Raw genomic sequence first — 19,303 nt, forward strand, 5'->3', positions numbered from 1 at the left:
CGCGCTCCTTTACTACAAGGTACATAATCAATAACTTGATAGTTCGTTTTTTGTAAACTCTATTGCATAGCTGTTCGCACTAACGCATAGCAACGTGATGATTTAAAAAATATATTGTCTCGTTACAGGAATAGATGCGATAGATAATTTATTCTGCTCAATGATGGATGCGACGGATGCATTTTCACTTCCAGGGTGCAGCACGGACGAGCACTCGCCCGGAACTCTTTAACGATGATAAAACCTGGGTAGTTTGCTGGCACAGAGGATTCATTCCGAATAACAGGGACGAATCTCAGCCCCGGGTTTACATTTCTCACGTCTGCGCTTAAGCAGGCTGATTGCTATATTCTGCCCACAGGAGCCTGTATGACACGCAGCAAAGAACAGCTCTGGTCTGAACGTCAGGGGAACAATACCCGTAGGCCAGATGAAATAAGGTCGGAATACGAACGTGATCTTTCCCGACTAATCCACTCTTCCGCGTTCAGGCGATTACAGTCGAAGACACAGGTGCTGGGGCTGGGCGAGAGCGACTTCTACCGCACACGGCTGACTCACTCTATGGAGGTAGCGCAGATTGGCAGCGGCATCCTGTCTCAGCTGAATATACGCTATCCCGTTGGGGTAGCGGCTGAGGCGGAATTCCTGCCTCACCCAAGCCTTATGCAGGCTATCTGCCTTGCCCACGATATCGGCCATCCCCCCTTCGGTCATGGTGGTGAAGTTGCGCTTAACTACTGCATGAGAGCCTATGGAGGCTTTGAGGGTAACGGACAGACGCTGCGTATACTCACCCAATTGGATAAGTACACCGAGTCCAACGGGCTGGATCCGACGCGCAGGCTTATTCTAGGCGTGCTGAAATACCCGGCAAGCTACTCTGAGGTAGTCAACGAGAGCGCTTACGGCCAGCTAGAGTCAGGAAGCCGTGAATGGCTGTTTAAATCCTCCGGCTTTAAGCCCCCGAAATGCTATCTGGACTCCGAAGCGGATACTGTCAGCTTCGCACTCCAACCTTTTGATCATGATGATGCGCTGTTATTCAGATCCGGAAGAAAGACCACCGAGCCGGTTGAGCACAGGAAAACGAAATATAAAGCGCTGGACACAACGATTATGGACTTAGCGGATGAGATATCCTACTCACTCCATGATCTTGAGGACGCGATCTCACTGAGAATGATCGACAAAAGCATGTGGATGGACTACTTCAGTGACAAGTCGCATCTGTTTGAAGCATGTCAACGTAGCTCGTTTGACCTGACCGCTGAAGACGTAGCCGATAAGCTGTTCGGCAGAAGCTACCTTCGCAAGGAATGTATCGGAACGCTGGTTCATCTGATGATCACAAGTGTCACGCTTCAGGTGCAGCATCCTGATTTCAAGTGCGGAATGCTTCGCTATAAAGTGGCACTACCTGCTGAAGTCGAAGCCTTACGTAAGGCCATTTTCAGTCTGGTTGAGGACAAGGTTATCCGGCACGAAAACGTTCAGCTACTGGAGTTCAAAGGCCAGAAGTTGATTGTAGAGCTGTTCAATGTGCTGGCAAGCGACCCCACACGTTTTCTCCCGGCAGAGACGTGCAAGAAGTATAGAGAAGCTGAAAAAGCTGACGATAAAAAAATGCGGGTCATTAGCGACTATGTTTCAGGTATGACGGACGAGTACGCGACCCGGATGTATGAGAAAATCTTTGTTCCGCGCAAAGGATCAATCTTTGACAGACTCTGATGTTCCCCCTGCACATGGCAAAACCGTGAGCATGATGAATTAGAAGTTGGCACTGGCCCTGTTTTCAGGGGGGCTCAATCCTTATCAGTATTGTCGGGTTCTATGGCTTTTTTTGGGATAGCATAAGCTCTATTGCTAACTCAGCATACTGCGCGTCACTGGGCCAGAAAGTCACGGTTACTGAATAAGTGTCAGTTACAAAAAAAGCGGGGGTAGCACCCCGCTTTGGTATTTTTGGTAAGTAGCAACCCGGAGGCGGGAAGCTTTGCTTATCCTAACCTCAACTGCGCTATGTATACAAATTTTTGAGCCTTTCTGTAAGTTTGTGTAAATTTTCATTTGTTAAATGGTGATCGAACAGGAGGTTTTTGCACTGCAAGCCACTCCATTAAAAATCATTTTCCCACTACAGCACATCTGACTTTTTTCATCTGTTTTAAATTAAAATCATTTCTAATCAATTAGATACTATTTGATGCGGACGATGTGCTGTAGCGGGATGTATCAATTATCTATTAATAAAAGATAGTTGAATTATTTTTACTAATACTGATTAGTGCAATGATACTTACTAAATGGTTTGAAATAATGTAAGTTGTTGATATATAATCATAGTTATAGACATGATGTATGATGGTACTAGCGGGGGAGCTCTAATGATCCAGATAATTATTGAGAAATGCGGAGATAGCCCAGTATTCAAAATACCAGAAGCAATTATGGAAAAAGTTGGCTTCAGTATCGGCGATGCTATTGATATTGAAGCCAAAAATGGCTGTATCATTATTGGCCCAGCGGAACTGGTTAAATATTCCCTTGAAAATCTTATTGAGGGCATTTCTGAGGTTAATCTTCACAACAGAGTTGACTTCAGGCTGCCAATAGGCAAAGAGTTGCTCTGATTCTCTTTTAGACTAATTCCAGAAAATTGGAATGATTGCGGTGAGCAACAACCAAGAGAGGAAAGTAAAGTTTTTAGTCGTAATAAAGGCTATTTTTTACTATAAACTTCACATAGTTAATAAATTATCATATAACAATATGAAATTATTATATTTTTTGTTTTGTTTTCCACTATCAGGTAATTAGAACCATTTTAAGGTTTGTTGCTGCATAAAAAAAGCCCCGTCAGGGCTGAGGGATCCCCAGAAACATCATCAATACACCATGATGATGTTTCGATAGGCCCTTGCCATATCTGCATATACCCTGTCGGGGTTCATCCCCGACAGGAGCCCCGGTGACTGCCGGATGACATTTTCACTCAATGTCAGATACGACAGCACCCTGCGTGATTTCTCACTGTTCGCCTGGAACCATCGATTTATTCCCTTACTTTCAAGGTAATATCCCGTCAGCCATAGGATGATGCTGTAGAGAACTGCAACCAGGCAAAGCACGGATAGTCTTTTTTCTCCCCGACTTTTACTTGCCCGCACTCCCAGCCCATAGCGCTCGCTTTTTTCATCTCTGATAATCTTGTGCTTAACACGTGCGGGGCCTGGCAGGTATCTGCCGATGCTGGTAAGAGAAAGCGAAGCACCACGTGTCAGGGCCACGGTCATATCGAGCAGGGCGTTTTTACGGTACTGATGAATGGAGTTCAGGGACTGGCTGAAAAATTTATGGCAAACTTGTGAAGCAGGCATAGAGGAGTGACCTTACTTTTTGGTGGAACACTAAGTAGATCACAACCTTCTATGCCTGTCTTTATTTATGGGGAGCCTTCAGCCCTGACGGGGCTTTTTTGTTATCACTACCTCCAGGGGAGGTGGTGATGGATTTTGGGGTCTATACCGCGTGTTTATTCAAAAACACGATAAAATCATTAAACGAGAGCGGTCTGGAGAAAAAGTACCCCTGCAAACAATCAATCTGGTTGTTTTTGAGATAGTCGACCTGATAGTCATATTCGACGCCCTCAGCCGTTGTGAGGATGTTCATTCTTTTCGCCATATCGATTACGCAGTCAATTAACGGCGTTGCGACGTCTTGCGAGATTTGCCGGATAAACATTCTGTCTATTTTGATGCTGTCAGGCCTGAGGTTAGCGATAAAGGCCAGATTCGAAAAAACCGTACCAAAATCATCCAGCGCGATCAGGATCCCGCTGTTTTTGATATGGATAATTTTTCTGGCGATGGCATCAGACAGATCGATGTTTTCGCGTTCGGTAATTTCAAAGACCAGGGTGATTCCCTGCGCCGCAAAAACAGGGGCCCTGGTATCAATAAACGTATCAAAGGAATCGTCGGCTAAGTGGGCGTAGCTAATATTGAGATTCAGGTTGAAGCCAGGCTCAAGTGCTATTACGCCACGACGGATATCGTTGACGACTTGCACCAGCAGGCTTTCCGTCAGATTGATAACTAACCCCGTACTTTCCGCCACTGGAAAAAAACATCCGGCGGGATAAAACCCAGCTCTTCATGATTCCAGCGGGCGAGGATCTCTGCCCCGGAAATGGTGTTGTTACGGGCGGAAATCAGCGGTTGATAGTATGGGTGGATCTGATGGTGCTTAATCGCATTAGCCAGCTTTCCGACCACTTTTGGCAGGACCATTACCTTGGTGCTCGCCGGATACTGACAGATGAGGTCGTGCTCTGATGCGCGGTCCGTTAATTTAAGATGGATAGAGACATTTCCATGGCCCAGACACGCCTGAAATTTGCCATTGATGATGGTTCGACAAACGTAAAAATTAGCTGGATTGAGAACGGCATCCTGAAAACCGTGGTCTCCCCGAACTCTTTTCGCAAAGACTGGAAGAGTGCGGCATTGCTGCGCGGTCAGGCGGTGTACAACTACACCATCGGTACGACCAAATATACCTATGACGCGACCTCGGATAAGGCGCTGTCGACTACGCACATTGAATACCAGTATGGCGATCTGAACCTGCTGGCCGTCCATCACGCACTGCTGCAAACCGGCGTTGTTCCGCATTGTTGACGTTCAGGTGATGCCGGAGAGTCTGCCTGCTGCCCTGTCACATTTGGTGAATTCCAGCGTGAACGAATTCACCAAATCACTGGTGGTTGATTGCGGCGGCACAACCCTGGACATGGGCGTGATTGTTGGCGAGTTTGATGATGTGTCGGCTATTTACGGCAACAATGAAATTGGTGTGGTGATGGTGACCGATGCTACCTGCAAGCTGCTGGCGGCGGCGGGTAGCGATTCCAGTTATCTGGTGGCGAATGAACTGATTAAACGCCGCCACGATCCCGACTTTGTGAAGAGCGTGGTTAATGACGAGTCGCGGATCGATGAGATCCGCGAAAAGATTGAGATCAAAATCCAGGAGCTGGGCGCTCAGGTGGCCTATGAGGCGAAGACGTTCGCCAAGAACCCAAACCGTGTTTATCTGGTCGGCGGCGGGGCGCATCTGATTGAAGAGGCGATGCGCCAGGCATATGCCACGCTGGATGAACGAGTCATCAGCATCGATAACCCGCAACGTGCGCTGTCACGTGAGATCTGCCTCTATCACTCTGACGCTGGTGCGCAGGCGATCGATGAACCCCTGATGGCTGAGGTGGGTGAGGATGCGTAAGGGAGGGATCCGCCGCGTCAATCTGTCCCTGCACCTGACCCCGGAAAAATCGCGCGCAGACCTGCGCGCGATGCAGCAGTTGCAACGCTGGCATCAGTCGATGAACCAGTCGGACAGCATTGATGACTCCAATATGGAGATTCGCGCGTTTCACCGTAACGTCTATCTGGCAGGATTGCAGTTGCATCTGATGGACCCGGCGTTGTGCCGCCATGTGGCGGAATCTCTGGGGCGAGAACATCTTACGCCGGCAGAACTGCTCAGTGAATTGCAGCCACAAGAGGTGCTGGCCGATCGATCCGATACGGCTTCAGAGCACCTCTCGCAACTGCACAAAATCCGTGAAGAGGTCGCGGCGTTAAAACCGTTGCTGGAGCAGCAAAAGCTTGCATTGCAACCACTCAGACTGGCCGGAAAACCGCAAGCGTGCCAGAGCTGGAACGCACTAGCGGCAAAGAAGAGATTGATTTGAGCACTGTCGATGCCCCCACCCAGAAAATGCAGAAGGTGAGGCAGAAAGGGATTTTCTGACGGAGGATGTTTTCCCCTCTCACGCTACCGGAGAGGGGAGTGTGCCGATCTTCCCCGAATCACATATCAATACTTACGGATGCGTAAGGTCAATTTTCCGGTAATAAATCGCTTAAGGTTGCGCAAGGTCATCAATCTTAGCAACGTTCTGCAGGACATTTTTTTATTACGAATAACATAAAAGGTGAAGAGCTGATATTTGCGGCTGGAGATATCCAAACTGGCCTGATGTTTTCTGTAAAAGTTGAAGTAGCCTGAGAATTTTTTCCCGGACTGGGTGATCCGGCCTTCGCCGTGGTCAACGTAAAGTACCTGCGTGGCGAGATTAATTTTGTAGGGCCGCCCATACTCCTGCTGTAGACGGTAAAAGGCGTCATAGTCCTGTGCGGCTGTTAACGTCTCATCAAAAAGAACAGGCTTTAACCTGTCAGTACAAGTAAAAATCTGGTTGCCGATGATATTTCTTTTTTGGAAAAGCGACCCTGAAAAAGCAGGTTTAGGATAGAGGCGAAGGTCATTAAGACTCGAATACAATTCCCCTTCGCAGATAAAATCATCGGCATAAAGAAAAGAGAATCCAGCCAGTAAATAGTGATATTTCATAAATGTGGTCAGTCTGTTAGGTGGCCACTCATCGTCATCATCGATTCCGGCAATATATTTACCTTTGGCTTGCTCAATCGCCTAGTTTCGTACACTACAAGCACCTGATTTGAAATCGTTATAGATGTAGTGAATACGAGGGTCTGCCGTTGCGTTGATAAATGCCTGTAGTTGGCTATTCTCAGGTGAGTTGTCATCAACAATTATTAGCTCCCAAAATGGATAGGTCTGCTCCAGTACGGACTGGATGGCGCGCATAGCCATCTTTTCTCTGTTCCAGGTCGGCATATAAATAGAGACCATCAGGCTGGACTGAGTGGCCTGGCTTGGCATTTCCAGGCTGAACGTATTGGTAAATTCAGCGGTATGAACGTCACTGCCCGACAAACTGAGTCCTGTCACATCCACATTCTGAAACTGGCAATCTGAAAGATCGCAAAAGTTGAGATTCACCGAGTTCAGGGAACTTGATACAAACTGGCAACCTACCAGTTTACTGTGTGAAAGGTCGGTTCCAGTAAGGTTAACAAATTCAAAGCGAACTGATCTGAGGTTAGAAAAACGAAGATCCGCTCCCTGTAAATCAAGGTGACTGACAGTCCCTTTTTTTATTGCACTCTGATGCTTATTTAATCTTTTTAATAAATTATCTTTCTTGCGAGGTAGCATATATAAATTGCCTGAATAAATAAGAGGGGGATGTATATTGTCTTTTTTAATGTATAAATATCACGGTGTTTTTTTGTGGTTGTGATTTATTATTGCCTGATAACCTTTCTAAGGTAAAGCCGTTTAGACATAATTCGCATCACATTGTTGTGAATATCAGTACGTTGAATGCTGATGCTGATGCTGATGCTGATGCTGATGCTGATGCTGATGCTGATGCTGATGATGTGGTTTTAAGATGTTATTTATTTGAAAAATAATCCACTGCTTAATATATCAGCTGAATCTTATGGCTGATGATTAATTACGGGTGTTTTTTGTGTTTTCTATTTGGAAAATATAATCCTTTTTATTGACTGTTATTGGAATCTAAATTCAGGGATGTTGATATGGAAAGTCGCGTTGTTACGAATCGCATGATGAGTGATGTGAAATTTGTTACCCCAGCCATGTTTATGGGTGATGGAATATCGGTTTCTGCTGCGTTGCAGGCAATGTGTGATTATGCGAAACAGTGTGCCGTACCTGTCATCGCCACAGGCTTTAGCGGCACACTTGATGCCAGTCTGGTCATTGATGGGATCCAGTTTATCGGGGGCGGTTCAAAGGCCACTGGACGATCACCGTCAAGGGAGATGTGTTTATCCATGATGCCGTGTTTGATGGCCCCGCAATGGTACATGGCGGAGGGGATATTATTCTTCGCTCTCTTGAATTTAAACATCAGGTCTCAACGGCGGCGCTCCTCGTGATGAACTTACCTGTTGTCAGTTCGCTGGGGGTGACGGATTGTACTTTTTCCAGTTGCCACTTTGGCATTCTTCAACAAGGTAATGAAGGTGAAAAACTGCAATGGGGAAGAATTACTCGCAGTTCATTTACCGATCTGAATGGTGATGCTATTGAGTTGAATGTGGTGAACGGACACTACCAAAATGGCGGCATGCTGATAGAAAATATTCAGATCAACAATATTAATCATAAAAATGCGCAGCCCAACTGGGGAATTGGTATTGGTATTGCGGGAAAAGGACCTTATTCACTTGACCAGAAAGATTCCGATTTTGCCTCTGATATTATCGTTCGAAATGTGTATGCAACCAAAACCCGGCAATGCATACATTTTGAAGTGTCGCGAAATTTTATCGTTGAAAATGTCGAGGTTTATCCTGACAGCAATGTGTCACTGAACGCCGGTTTGACGTTTTCAGGTCTGGCCTTTTATGGCTGTCGTGATTTTCAGGTGAAGGGTGTGAAAGGTGAGCCTGTCGGAAACGGTAAAAGAATCGTGTACGTGGCCTGGGGGACAAACAACGGCATCTATACTGCACCCTGCCGTAATTTTGTTTTGTCTGATATTACGACTCAGGATGGTACTGTTGAGGTTGCCACCTCCAGCACAAATGACGTCAGCAATGAGTTTTCACTGACGAATATTACTGCAAATATTGTGCGGCATCGGGGGTCTGGTTCGAAAATGACGTTTAGCTGGATCCGTTGTCAGAAATTCGATGCCATAGGGAATTACAAGTTCGGCGAAGGGGAAGGGGGAGGCGTATACAATCGACAGGCATATATCGAGGCTACCATCAATGCCGTCCAGGAAATGAAGGGAGGGCAGCAACCGAATAGTGCTTTTTCCCGTCTGGAATGTGACCGGTTGTATACCAGTGATTGTAATATTGATGTCGTTCAGTCGACATCTGTCACAGGCGCCCGGGGTTATATCCTGGGTAATATCGATCACAGTTATTTTTTGTCTGGGGACGCTTTCCCTCAGGGTTTTGAATTTAGCGAAAATGATGTGTTGTATAAAAAATCTGGGGGTATGTTTGTTGTCACGCAGGCTGGGGCGTTGATGAGCGGCGGTGATACAGTAAAAGCGGCAGAGATTGGGCAGGATTATCTTATCTGCGCAGGCTCTCGAAACTGGGCGTCCACTAATACGAAGTCAGCGAAAACCAGAATTATGATTCCTGGCGGTGGACGGGGAGGTGAAACGCTCATTGCCACGATAACCCGAGCGCCTTATCCCGTCAGTGGGGCTTACAGGATTTACATCACTCCTGCACTGTTTGCCCCCATATCGGAAGGGACGATCATCAGTCCAGCCTCCCCTGTAAAGTATGTTGATGTCAGTGCTGATGTTCTGGATCTAAATACTTATCAGGAAAATGCCTCTCTTTAAATCACGTCCCTGATACCTGAACAGGTGTGTTCTGTTCAGGTATCGCGTGTTACACCACCACGCACATCGGCCTGCCTGACACCGGATCGGGGTGGATTTCGGCTTCGACGCTAAATACCGTTTTCAGTAACGCGGGCTGCATCACCTCTTCCGGCGATCCTTGCGCCATTACGCGCCCGTTTGCCAGGACCACCAGATGATCGCAATAGCGGCTGGCCTGGTTCAAATCATGCAGTACGGCGACCACCGTTTTTCCCTGTGTTTTTAGTGTGCCCATCAGTCGCATCAGCTCAACCTGGTGATTGATATCGAGATAGGTTGTGGGTTCATCGAGCAAGACGACCGGAGTATCTTGCGCCAGCACCATTGCCAGAAAAGCCCGCTGACGTTGTCCGCCGGATAGCTCGGTTAGCCGACGTTCGGCAAGATGGTGCGTCTGAGTCTGGCTCATGGCTACATTGACCCGCGCATTGTCTTCAACGGACAACCGTCCCCATAACGATACCCACGGGCTACGGCCATAACTCACCAGTTCCCGAACGGTGATGCCTTCAGGGGTTAAGTGATGCTGCGGCAATAGTGCCAGTTGACGGGCGAACTGACGTGATGTGAGGCGGTTAATGGAGTGTTCTTCAAGCCACACTGAGCCAGATTTTGGGGCTAGCAGGCGTGAAAAACAGTTCAGCAGCGTGGATTTCCCGCATCCGTTGGGGCCGAGTAGCGCAGTAATTTTCCCCTCAGGTAACGTGAGTGAAAGCCCGTCCAGCACCGTTTGCGAACCATAACTGACGGTCAGATTTTCAGTACGTAATCTCATTTATCGCATTCTCACAAGCAGCCAGACAAACCACGGTGCACCGATAATGGCGGTCAGTACGCCAGCAGGAAGTTCCAGCGGCGGGTGGATAATTCGCGCCAGCAGATCGGCAACCACCAGCAGCAGTGCCCCCATCAGAGCGGAGACTGGCAGCAGCCAACGGTGACGTCCCCCGGTCATTTTTCGCACCATATGCGGCACGACCAGACCGATAAAACTGATGGGGCCGCAGACGGCAACACCGGTTGCCGTCATGGCCACAGCCAGCATGAGTCCCCAGAACTGAAGACGCCGGACCGGTACGCCAAGCGTGGTGGCTCTGGCATCACCCAGCGCCAGCAGATCGAGGTCGCGGCAAAATCGCAGGCTTAACGGCAGAAGCAGCACCAACAGGGGAACGGCCACTTTCACAAAGCTCCAGTCGCGCCCCCACAGGCTACCGGTCAGCCAGAGCAGGGCATTGCTGACATCTTGCGGGCGGGACAACATCAGATAATCGGTGATGCTTGCCCAGCAAGCAGAAAGGGCAACACCGGTGAGCGCCAGTCGCATCGGCTGGGCGGTATCGGCCAGGAGTCGCAGCAGGAGCAGTGCTGCCATTCCACCGCCAAACGCCAGCAGTGGCAGAAATATGACCGGAAGTGAGGGCAGTAAAAGCAGCGCCCCCACGGTCGCCAGGCTGGCCGCATGGTTTACGCCAAGGATATCCGGCGAAGCCAGCGGATTACGCACGATGCCCTGAACCAGTACACCGGCGACGGCCAGTGCGGCCCCGACAAACAGCGCCAGAAGCAACCTCGGCAGGCGGTAATCCATCAGAACGTAGTAGTGTTCCCGGCCAGTATGCCAGTCGGTCAACAGGGCATGCCACGGCACGGCGATGACCCCCATCTGGAGTGATAATACGGCGCAACCCGCTAACGCAATTGCAAGGAGGCTCACCATCGCGAATCTCATCCGCGCCTCCTGACCAGCCACACAAAGCAGGGCGCGCCAAGCAATGCCAGCACAGCGCCTGCGGGAAGATCGCCGGGGAAAGCCAGCGCTCTTGCCAGTACATCGGCCAGCAGCATCAACGTAGCGCCCATCAGCATACTCATAGGCAAAACCTTGCGCTGATCAAACCCAATCCAGACACGGGCGAGGTGCGGCATGAGTAAGCCAATAAATGCGACAGGTCCCGCCACGCTGACACACGCGCCCACCAGAATCAGCACCAGCACATTGATGAGCAGACGTAGTCTCGGCAAATTCACGCCCAGCGTATGGGCGGTATGGTCGCTAACGTTGAGCAGATTAAGTTGATTCGCCAGCAGCAAAATGACCGGGGTGACGATCACCACCATCGGAAAGAGTTGCCAGAATTCCTGCCAGCGTGCATGGGAAACGCCGCCGGCAAGCCAGTAAAAAATGCCATAAGCGTGATCTTCAGCCAGCAGTAGCGTGATGCGGGTAAGGGCCATGCAAAACGCCGAAAGTGCGATGCCCGCCAGGATCAGCTTATTGCGATCCTGCGTGTGCCGGAATCCCCCGCCTGCTGTCATCACCAGCAGCCAGCTCATACCTCCGCCACAGGCTGCGATAAACGCCACGGAATAACCAGCGATGGGCGTCGGGCTGAGCGCACTGGTCAGCGCCATCGCCAGCGCCGCACCGCTGTTAATACCGAGGAGTGAAGGCGAAGCCAGCGGGTTGTGGGTCAGGGTTTGCAGCAATGCGCCCGCCAGTGCGAGACTCGCACCAATCAGCATAGCGACCAGGCTTCGCGGCAGGCGAAGATTATGCACCAGCGCTTCGGGCAGCGTCGGCGTGTGGCCTGGAATGAGCGCTCGCAATGCCTCTGCCCCAGAAACAGGAATGGCCGAGTAGCAAAACAGACTCAGCCAGAAAATAGCGATAAGCGCCACGATGGGAATGCCCCACCGCAGCGCGGGATGATGTAGATCGATCATTTCACATCGGCAAGTGGCTGGTGGTGAAAGATTTTTACCGTGTCACTGGCAATGCGTTCTGCGGCGAAAATTCCCCGCATTCGCGCCCAGGCGTTACTGTCGACCGACGCGACCTGCTGTTTTTGCGCTGCGGTCAGTATCTGCCAGAGCGGATCCTGCTGCCAGTTTTTGACGATGCTCTCCTGACGGTAATGGGCAACCAACAACCAGGTTGGGTTAATCGCCAGTAACTGCTCAAGGCTGATGGAGGGCATAGCGGCGCCAGCCATTGCGGTCGGGACATTCAGCCCCAGTGCTTTCAGTACACTGCCGGTGTAGGTGTCCTGGGTATGCAGGTTGAACTGCTGTTCGCGGGATGTGCCAAAGACGACGTGCGTTCCTTTGGGTAACTGGCTGGCCCATTGCGCCATCTTCTCGTGATGCTGCTCAATGCGTGCCTGCATCTGCGCTTTTTTTCCAATCACCTCGCCGATGATTGCCGCTGATTGCAGATTTTCGGCATAGGTTTCATTACGTGATTTGAGCAACAGTACCGGGGCGATTTGCTGTAGCGCACTGTAGATCCCGGCATGGCGACTGCTGTCGGCAATGATCAGATCCGGCTTCAGCGCACTGATCGCTTCAAGGCTGGGTTGTGCGCGGGTTCCGACAGATTGCCAGGGCTTCAGATGTGCACGTACATCAGGCAGAATTCGGCTGGCATCGTTATCGTCTGCGATCCCGACCGGGCTGACATCGACGGCTGCCAGCGCATCTGCAAACGACAGTTCCAGCACCACAATCCGTTGTGGTGTTTTATCGAGTGTAAAAGTGCCATGCTCATCCTGAACCGTGGCGGCAAAGGCGTGGCTGGTGACCAGCATCAGGCCTGCAAAAAGAAAACGGATAAATGCCAACATCGTTGTATTCCTGCTAAAAGCCCGGCAAGCCGGGCATTAACACGTCAGAACTTCAAAGAACCCTGCATGTACAGCGTACGCGGCTGGCCTGCATAGATGCCTTTGTTGTTATCGTCATACGCGCGGGTGAAGTATTCCTGATCGAAGATGTTCTTCACGCCAAACGCCAGGTTCAGGTCAGCCATCTGTGGACCGAAGTCATACGCCACGCGAGCGCCCCACAGCATGAAGCCTGGAATGCGACCGGTACTGCCGTCAGCACTCTCTTTCACGGTGTTGGCGTTATCCGCAAACTGGCTCGACTGGAAGTCACTGTTCAGATTGAACGTCCAGCTACCGGGTTTGTAATCCACACCCAGCGTGCCTTTATGTTTTGGTGAGAACGGAACCTGATTGCCGTAAGTGTCGCCATCTTCACGGATCCGGGCATTCACGTAGGCATAGCTGGCGTACACGGAGACGTTATCCAGTGTTGGCGTCAGTGTGCCCAGATCGTAGCGCGCCTGTGTTTCCAGCCCGGTATGGCGGGTTTTACCCCGTGCAGTCACGGTATCGTTGGTCTGATTAGAGTCGTACTGATTATTGAAGTTAATCAGGAACAGCCCCATTTCTGCGCTCAGCGCACCGTCGTCGTATCGGGTTCCGAGCTCCCAGGTTCGCGCTTTTTCCGGTTCCACATTGCCGCTTTGCACAGCCTTGCCAATTTGGCTGTACTGTACGGTGCCGAACGAGCCTTCAGTGTTGGCATAAAGATTCCAGCTGTCAGTCAGGTGATAGAGAACGTTGAGCGCCGGGAGTGGGGCGTTATAGCTCACTTCCTCGCGCGTGCCTTTGATGTTGTTGTCCTGGTATGACTCGATATGTTCAAAGCGCATACCTGGCGTAATGGTCCAGTTGCCCACATCGATTTTGTCATCCAGATACCAGGCATGCGCCTCTGTTCCGGAGCGGGTATCACGATCATACGGGCTGGAGGTGGACGGCAACTGACCGCTGCTGGTGTTGGTGTAGTAGCGCATTTCATGCGTCGATTCATTGACATAACGGTAACCTACACCGACTTCGTGCGCGGTGGGGCCCATCATAAAGCTCTGGCTATAGCGTGGCTCAATGCCGCGCACCCAATAGTTACGAGGGGAAAGGGTGATGCGTTTACCTTGTTCCAGATAACCGCTGCGCAGCGTTTCGGTGTAGAAACCCTGAATATTGAATTTATGCTGGTTGTCCGGCTGGAACTGGTAGCCCAGGCTCGCCAGTTTGCGACGTCCCCAGAAACGATCATACGGGCGAGTTGATTGCCAGCGATCGGCGTTGTAATCCGCACGTGACAGGCCGCCGGGCATGTCAGCTTCGCCATCGTAATATTGCAGCAGGCTATTAAAAGTATGCACCTCGTTTGGCGCATATTTGCTTTTCAGCATCAGGTCGTCGATTCGCGTGGCGCTGTGCTCGCGCCAGTCGCTACCGCGTGTACCGGAATAGAGAAGTGATGTGCCAAAACCATTATCCGCCGTACCGCCAACCATCAGGTTGTGCGTCTCTTTCGGATTATTTTGCGAAGAGGTTGGGCTGAGCTGGCCTTCAACACCCGCTTCAATCCCAAAATCCTGCGGGATGGCGCGGGTTACAAAGTTCACTACGCCGCCCACGTTCTGCGGTCCGTAGCGAACTGCACCGCCGCCACGCACCACATCGATGGCATCCATGTTACCCAGCGAAACCGGAGCAAGTGAAAGCTGTGGCTGACCGTAAGGGGCAAACGGGACGGGAATTCCGTCCATTAATACCGTCGAACGGCTGGCAAGGCGTGGATTAAGCCCGCGGATACCAAAGTTCATCGCCAGGTCGTGGCTACCGGTTCCGTTGTTTTCCGGGGCGGTGACGCCAGGAATACGGTTAAGCACGTCGCGCATGGTGGTTGCGCCTGTTTTAGCGAAATCCTCACGGCGGATCACGTCGCGTGCGCCAGCATGTTCGAAAACGTCGTTTTCACGCGCATCGCCCAGCCAGTCACCCACCACGGTCAGGGCATCTTCTTTTGGCGTGGGGGCTGCCTCCAGCGTCCAGCTGTTGTTGCCCAGAGGCTTAACCTGCAAACCGCTACCGCTCAGCAGCTGTTGCAGTCCTGTTTCCACGTCGTAGTCGCCGTGCAGTCCGTTGCTGTGTTTGCCGCGCGTCAGGCTGGCATCTACGGACAGGGTGATCCCGCTGTGGGCGGCATACTGGTTGAGTGCTTTGTCCAGCGATCCCGCCGCGATATCAACCTGTGCAGCCAATACGGAAAACGATGCCAGCCCTGCCAGTGGCAGCAGGCTCAGGCGAATGGCGTTAACCAAAGGTGTTGTGTTATGAAAAACGCGTAAAGGCGTCATACCTTCTCCATCATCATTTTTGTTGTATTCAGTTATGAGTCGAACGAGAAGGGTAAAAAGGACAATCGAAATGAGAATTATTTTTCTTACAGTGGCGAGATGTTGACCCAGTATCGCGTAACTGACTGAATTTTAACGGAGAGTGTTTGGGCGATCACGTTCAGGATCGCGTCGGTATTCTTCAGCGGGAATGTCCCGCTCAGGCGTAACCCAGCGACGGCAGGATCGCAGCGCAGTACACCATTACGATAGCGCGCCAGGGTTAATATCACTTCCCCAAGCGGTTTATCACTGAAGCTCAGTACGCCCTGGGTCCAACTGGTAACTTCGTCATCCTGCTGGGTGAGGACGCCAAATTCAGTGGCGCTGAATGACAAACTCTCTCCGGCATGTACGATGCGCTTTTGTGTCGGGGCGTTGGCCAGAATCACTTCCACGGCGTGCTGCTGAACGGCGAGGCGGGTGATGTCGTCCTGTTGGTGAACGGTAAATTCTGTGCCCAGGGCGGTTAACTGGCCCTGGCGAGTGAATACCCGGAACGGGCGCTGCTGTGCATCTTTCGCGGTGGTGATAGCAATTTCGCCGTACCAGAGTTTCACTGTGCGTTGCCGGGCGTCAAAACGGACATCTGCGGCACTTTGCGTATTGAGCATCAGCAAGGAGCCATCTTCCAGTTTGTGCTGGCTGACGTTGCCTTTCGCCGTACGGTAATCGGCGCGCAGTCCTTCACCCGTTTCGGATTGCCAGAGTTGCCAGCCCCCACCCACTCCGAGTAACAGCAGAAGACCTTTCATCACGTTGCGACGGGTCAGCCGTGTGTCGTGCAGCGCCCGGCTGGCGACATCACCAGGAACATGGCTAAGCTGGCTGCGCAAGTTTTCTACCTGCTGCCACGCCCACTGGTTATCCTGATCTTGCTCGTACCACTGCTGCCAGCGTTCCTCCTGCTGAGGACTGACACGCTCGCCGCTTAAGACGGCATACCAGTGCGAAGCGGAGCGCAATGCCTGACGGCGTGAATCGGTTAACGACGGGGTCATAAACCGTGCTCCAGGCGAAACAGCAGACAGTGTTCAATGGCCCTGGCGACATACTTTTTCACAGAGCTGACCGAGACTCCCAGTCTTTGGGCAATGTCGCTATACGTCAGGCCTTCCAGTTGCGAAAGCAGAAAGGCCTCGCGGGTTTTGCCGCTCAAACCATCAAGCATGGTGTCAATCAGTTGCAGGGTTTCGAGCTGGCTTTCACGCTCTTCTGGTGAAGGGGCCAGGGCCTCAGGCAGATTCCCGAGCATCTCAAGGTATGCCTTTTCCAGTGCATGGCGGCGAAAGAGATCAACCATCACCCGTTTGGCAATGGTACAGAGAAATGAACGCGGATCGCGGATCGTGGACAGCGTTTCGCTACTCATCACTCTCAGGAAGGTGTCCTGGGCAATATCATCGGCATCAAATGCCGACTGGAGTTTGCGAGTGAGCCAGGTTTTCAGCCAGCCGTGATGCGCGCCGTAGAGCGATTCAAGTGTGAAAGCAGCGGTGGTAGCGGCGCGGTCAGACATGCGGAATGTATCAAAAGTTAATCATCACGCGGCTATATTAATATGAGAATGGTTCTCATTACAATTGGAAATAAAAAAGCCTCGCAATGGAGGCTCTTAACACATTGTTATCAAAGACGATCAGGTAATCACCATCGGCCAGTCTGGCGGGGTGTGGCTCATCGCTTCAACCATCACCACTTTTACGTTTTCCCAGATCGTTGCGACATCTACCAGAGTGATGCCAAGCAGACCCGTTGCAAACCAGCAGGCGGCTCCGAGTCCCAGGACAGTGCTGATGATGGCAAGGCCAGCGTAGTCAGATTTACGAAATTGAATGTTCAGCGTGCTGGCTAAAAACATCAAAACCGCACTCAGTAACGGCCAGCGCAGAAGAACCATGCTGGTAGTAATGGTTGCCATAAAACCAATCCTCGACAGGGCAGACGAAACGTAATGAAACAGTGTTTTGTGTTACATAAGATATGTGAACTATATCACACTTGCTGTTTTATTCGCCAGCGTTCATGTGATGAAAAATCGATGTTTTATAGCCAGGGTAAATGTGTAGAGCGCCGACGGAAAATATATCTTTGCAGGCGAAGGAATGATTCTTTGTACTCTTTATAATAAATTCATTGAGATAGCAAAACCTCTGCAATAGGTCGTAAGTTGTATAATATTTACAGTATTAAACCTATGGATTATGCTTGAGTGGACATATAAATGTACTCGCAGTTAATAATTCAGGATTTTGAATTTATTGGTTTTCTTACTTTTATGTATCATTTTTATTACGCACAGAATAAGACTGTAATCTTTTAAATATTATTTGGATGTTTAATCTGATTTACCATTTTCCCGAATCCTGATTTATTCGTTGCGGTCGGTTTATCGCTCAATGACCTGCGAATCAACGATGAAAGAAAAACGACGCGAGATTGTTAATGACAGTATGCGGGCGTTGCATGCACTGGCAAAGCTAATGCCTCAACTCACCTCGCAATCCTCTCTGGTAGAAATGCTTGAAACCATCAATCGCACGCTGGGGTCGACACTGGCCTGGGTAAGTGTCGATGATGACACTGGTTTACAGCGTGTTGTGTGTGCCGGTGACGTGACCTGTCATTCTTTTGATGTGACTGATTTTCTGGCCAGCACGTTACTGCAAAGGCACAAACGCTCATGGAGAGCGGTGTACTGGAAAGAAAATATTGGCAGAGCATTGTTTCCTTCTCAGCATCCTGGTTACTCGCAATTACAAAGCGGCGTATTATGTAAGCTCTCATCACAGGACTGGCGATGCAGTGGCTATTTCTTTTTAGCCTTTGACGAACGGTTATATTCGTTACCGATACTCAAAAATATCGTGATGGTTTTGGTTGAAAAATTAAAAGATTATTTGGCAGAAATCGTCGCCAGGGAGAAAACGGCGCAAGAAATGCAGCGAGTTGTCACGCAATATAAAACGCTCTTCGAACGTGCGCCGGTGTTGATGAACGCTTTCGACCGACATAACCGATGTGTGTTATGGAATGCGGAATGTGAAAAAGTGTTCGGCTGGAGCATGGCTGAAATCAGTGCACATTCCGATCCGCTGATGCTGTTTTATCCCGATCCTGAAGAACGGAGGCGGGTGCGAGAGTCGATTCATATCTCCCCACTTAAGGATATGTATGAATGGTATCCTGTGCGCAAAGACGGAATGCAACTCACCATCCTGTGGTCAAATATTCTGTTACCGGACAGCTCTATCCTTAATATAGGTCTGGATATTACCGAGCGTAAAAAAGTGGAGCAGCAACTGGCGGTAAAAGCGACCACTGACGATCTCACCGGATGTTTCAATCGTTCTGCGATTTTGCAGCAACTCAAGTCAGCACTGGCAGTACATTCACTTCAGGATGCGAACAGCCATTTTTGTGTGCTGATGTTTGATCTGGATTATTTCAAGCAAATCAATGACGAATGGGGACACCAGGTCGGTGATGCTGCTCTGGTCCATTTTTGCGATCGGATCCGGGAGTTGAGCCCGGTAGATTCTGCTTTAGGACGGGTGGGGGGGGAGGAGTTCTTACTGCTGCTGGAGGGGACGGACAGCGATGCCGCGATGCTACTATCCGCCAGATTACGCACAACGCTCAGCACAATACCGTTGTTGGTCGGGGATAAAACGTTGATCCTCTCCTTTAGTGCAGGATTGGTAGAGGTGTGTCATGGTCAACGTGATACCTCAGCATTACTGACGCGCGCAGATAAAGCGTTATATGATGCTAAGCGGACGGGAAGAGGGAAAACGGTAGTCGTCTCTGATTATTTATAAATCAAACCCAGAAATGGTCATGAACAAATAGTATGAATTTTCACACTCAAGTTGTGCTTTTTTCATGCTGCCAGCAGTTTGGCTTAATCAACGATCCTCTGTTGTGTTATCTTAAAACTT

14 protein-coding genes and 5 pseudogenes are annotated in these 19,303 nt (G+C 50.3%); 7 read left to right on the forward strand and 12 right to left on the reverse strand.

The window, feature by feature from the left end; all coding sequences use genetic code 11:
* The first annotated feature begins 369 nt into the window (after positions 1-369).
* Together GF617_RS09810 and GF617_RS09815 are read left to right on the forward strand one after the other, a co-directional pair.
* On the forward strand, positions 370-1,734 hold the full coding sequence (locus tag GF617_RS09810) for an anti-phage deoxyguanosine triphosphatase (RefSeq protein WP_057061554.1): 1,365 nt from the start codon (positions 370-372) through the stop codon (positions 1,732-1,734).
* A 656-nt stretch (positions 1,735-2,390) separates the two neighbouring features.
* A complete protein-coding gene (locus tag GF617_RS09815; protein ID WP_001514834.1) occupies positions 2,391-2,636 on the forward strand; it encodes a hypothetical protein in 246 nt (81 codons plus the stop codon).
* Between the two features lie 255 nt (positions 2,637-2,891).
* On the opposite strand, the gene GF617_RS09820 is transcribed toward GF617_RS09815, so the two are convergent.
* Both GF617_RS09820 and GF617_RS09825 read right to left on the reverse strand, forming a co-directional pair.
* Entirely contained in the window at positions 2,892-3,383 is a 492-nt protein-coding gene (locus GF617_RS09820; RefSeq protein ID WP_203451577.1) for a hypothetical protein, read from the reverse strand.
* A gap of 142 nt (positions 3,384-3,525) precedes the next feature.
* Positions 3,526-4,298, reverse strand: a pseudogene (locus GF617_RS09825) (EAL domain-containing protein).
* Here GF617_RS09825 and GF617_RS27445 point away from each other — a divergent pair.
* The 3 genes and pseudogenes from GF617_RS27445 to GF617_RS09840 all read left to right on the forward strand — a co-directional run.
* Positions 4,260-4,343: pseudogene (locus tag GF617_RS27445) on the forward strand (peptidoglycan endopeptidase); the annotation flags it as partial. The pseudogenes GF617_RS09825 and GF617_RS27445 overlap by 39 nt on opposite strands.
* Positions 4,344-4,397: 54 nt before the next feature.
* Positions 4,398-5,292 (forward strand): annotated as a pseudogene (gene parM / locus GF617_RS09835) (plasmid segregation protein ParM domain-containing protein).
* Positions 5,285-5,764 carry a hypothetical protein gene (locus GF617_RS09840; protein WP_203451580.1) on the forward strand — a complete coding sequence of 160 codons (480 nt, stop codon included), beginning with the start codon at positions 5,285-5,287 and terminating at the stop codon, positions 5,762-5,764. Before parM ends, GF617_RS09840 begins: the two are co-directional and overlap by 8 nt.
* Positions 5,765-5,889: 125 nt before the next feature.
* Here the strand turns inward: GF617_RS09840 and wcaA are convergent.
* Together wcaA and GF617_RS09850 are read right to left on the reverse strand one after the other, a co-directional pair.
* Positions 5,890-6,759 (reverse strand): annotated as a pseudogene (wcaA, locus tag GF617_RS09845) (colanic acid biosynthesis glycosyltransferase WcaA).
* 24 nt (positions 6,760-6,783) lie between these two features.
* Positions 6,784-7,095, reverse strand: a pseudogene (locus tag GF617_RS09850) (pentapeptide repeat-containing protein); the annotation flags it as partial.
* A 637-nt stretch (positions 7,096-7,732) separates the two neighbouring features.
* On the opposite strand from GF617_RS09850, the gene GF617_RS09855 reads away from it, so the two are divergent.
* Positions 7,733-9,283 carry a hypothetical protein gene (locus GF617_RS09855; protein WP_203451581.1) on the forward strand — a complete coding sequence of 517 codons (1,551 nt, stop codon included), beginning with the start codon at positions 7,733-7,735 and terminating at the stop codon, positions 9,281-9,283.
* Positions 9,284-9,332: 49 nt separating this feature from the next.
* Here GF617_RS09855 and fecE read toward each other — a convergent pair whose 3' ends face one another.
* The 8 genes from fecE to GF617_RS09895 form a co-directional block, all read right to left on the reverse strand.
* Positions 9,333-10,100 carry a Fe(3+) dicitrate ABC transporter ATP-binding protein FecE gene (gene fecE / locus GF617_RS09860; protein WP_203451582.1) on the reverse strand — a complete coding sequence of 256 codons (768 nt, stop codon included), beginning with the start codon at positions 10,098-10,100 and terminating at the stop codon, positions 9,333-9,335.
* Complete coding sequence (gene fecD / locus GF617_RS09865) at positions 10,101-11,057, reverse strand: Fe(3+) dicitrate ABC transporter permease subunit FecD (protein WP_181621861.1); 957 nt, start codon at positions 11,055-11,057, stop codon at positions 10,101-10,103.
* A complete protein-coding gene (fecC, locus tag GF617_RS09870; RefSeq protein WP_203451583.1) occupies positions 11,054-12,052 on the reverse strand; it encodes an iron-dicitrate ABC transporter permease FecC in 999 nt (332 codons plus the stop codon). The genes fecD and fecC overlap by 4 nt, the downstream gene beginning before the upstream one ends.
* Entirely contained in the window at positions 12,049-12,951 is a 903-nt protein-coding gene (locus GF617_RS09875; protein ID WP_181621863.1) for a Fe(3+) dicitrate ABC transporter substrate-binding protein FecB, read from the reverse strand. Before GF617_RS09875 ends, fecC begins: the two co-directional genes overlap by 4 nt.
* A gap of 44 nt (positions 12,952-12,995) precedes the next feature.
* A complete protein-coding gene (gene fecA, locus GF617_RS09880; RefSeq protein WP_181621864.1) occupies positions 12,996-15,323 on the reverse strand; it encodes a TonB-dependent Fe(3+) dicitrate receptor FecA in 2,328 nt (775 codons plus the stop codon).
* A gap of 86 nt (positions 15,324-15,409) precedes the next feature.
* Complete coding sequence (gene fecR / locus GF617_RS09885) at positions 15,410-16,363, reverse strand: ferric citrate uptake sigma factor regulator FecR (RefSeq protein ID WP_203451584.1); 954 nt, start codon at positions 16,361-16,363, stop codon at positions 15,410-15,412.
* Positions 16,360-16,881 (reverse strand): ferric citrate uptake sigma factor FecI, encoded by a 522-nt coding sequence (gene fecI / locus GF617_RS09890; RefSeq protein WP_181621866.1) that lies wholly within the window; start codon positions 16,879-16,881, stop codon positions 16,360-16,362. The genes fecR and fecI overlap by 4 nt, the downstream gene beginning before the upstream one ends.
* Before the next feature lie 120 nt (positions 16,882-17,001).
* Entirely contained in the window at positions 17,002-17,283 is a 282-nt protein-coding gene (locus GF617_RS09895) for a YjcB family protein (RefSeq protein ID WP_181621867.1), read from the reverse strand.
* A 496-nt stretch (positions 17,284-17,779) separates the two neighbouring features.
* Between GF617_RS09895 and GF617_RS09900 the strand changes: the two genes are divergently transcribed.
* Positions 17,780-19,183: a sensor domain-containing diguanylate cyclase gene (locus GF617_RS09900; protein ID WP_203451585.1), complete on the forward strand. Its 1,404-nt coding sequence runs from the start codon at positions 17,780-17,782 to the stop codon at positions 19,181-19,183.
* Positions 19,184-19,303: the final 120 nt, after the last annotated feature.

Origin of the sequence: Lelliottia sp. RWM.1 (assembly GCF_016859735.1) — a bacterium.
In the GTDB taxonomy this organism is placed as follows: domain Bacteria; phylum Pseudomonadota; class Gammaproteobacteria; order Enterobacterales; family Enterobacteriaceae; genus Enterobacter.

Bases quoted from the DNA above. Each gene is read 5' to 3' on its own strand.
- fecE (WP_203451582.1), bottom strand. From the start codon at position 10,100: ATGAGATTACGTACTGAAAATCTGACCGTCAGTTATGGTTCGCAAACG.
- fecA (WP_181621864.1), bottom strand. From the start codon at position 15,323: ATGACGCCTTTACGCGTTTTTCATAACACAACACCTTTGGTTAACGCC.
- GF617_RS09815 (WP_001514834.1), top strand. From the start codon at position 2,391: ATGATCCAGATAATTATTGAGAAATGCGGAGATAGCCCAGTATTCAAA.
- GF617_RS09900 (WP_203451585.1), top strand. From the start codon at position 17,780: ATGAAAGAAAAACGACGCGAGATTGTTAATGACAGTATGCGGGCGTTG.
- GF617_RS09810 (WP_057061554.1), top strand. From the start codon at position 370: ATGACACGCAGCAAAGAACAGCTCTGGTCTGAACGTCAGGGGAACAAT.
- GF617_RS09895 (WP_181621867.1), bottom strand. From the start codon at position 17,283: ATGGCAACCATTACTACCAGCATGGTTCTTCTGCGCTGGCCGTTACTG.
- fecI (WP_181621866.1), bottom strand. From the start codon at position 16,881: ATGTCTGACCGCGCCGCTACCACCGCTGCTTTCACACTTGAATCGCTC.
- fecR (WP_203451584.1), bottom strand. From the start codon at position 16,363: ATGACCCCGTCGTTAACCGATTCACGCCGTCAGGCATTGCGCTCCGCT.
- GF617_RS09875 (WP_181621863.1), bottom strand. From the start codon at position 12,951: ATGTTGGCATTTATCCGTTTTCTTTTTGCAGGCCTGATGCTGGTCACC.
- fecC (WP_203451583.1), bottom strand. From the start codon at position 12,052: ATGATCGATCTACATCATCCCGCGCTGCGGTGGGGCATTCCCATCGTG.
- GF617_RS09820 (WP_203451577.1), bottom strand. From the start codon at position 3,383: ATGCCTGCTTCACAAGTTTGCCATAAATTTTTCAGCCAGTCCCTGAAC.
- fecD (WP_181621861.1), bottom strand. From the start codon at position 11,057: ATGAGATTCGCGATGGTGAGCCTCCTTGCAATTGCGTTAGCGGGTTGC.
- GF617_RS09840 (WP_203451580.1), top strand. From the start codon at position 5,285: ATGCGTAAGGGAGGGATCCGCCGCGTCAATCTGTCCCTGCACCTGACC.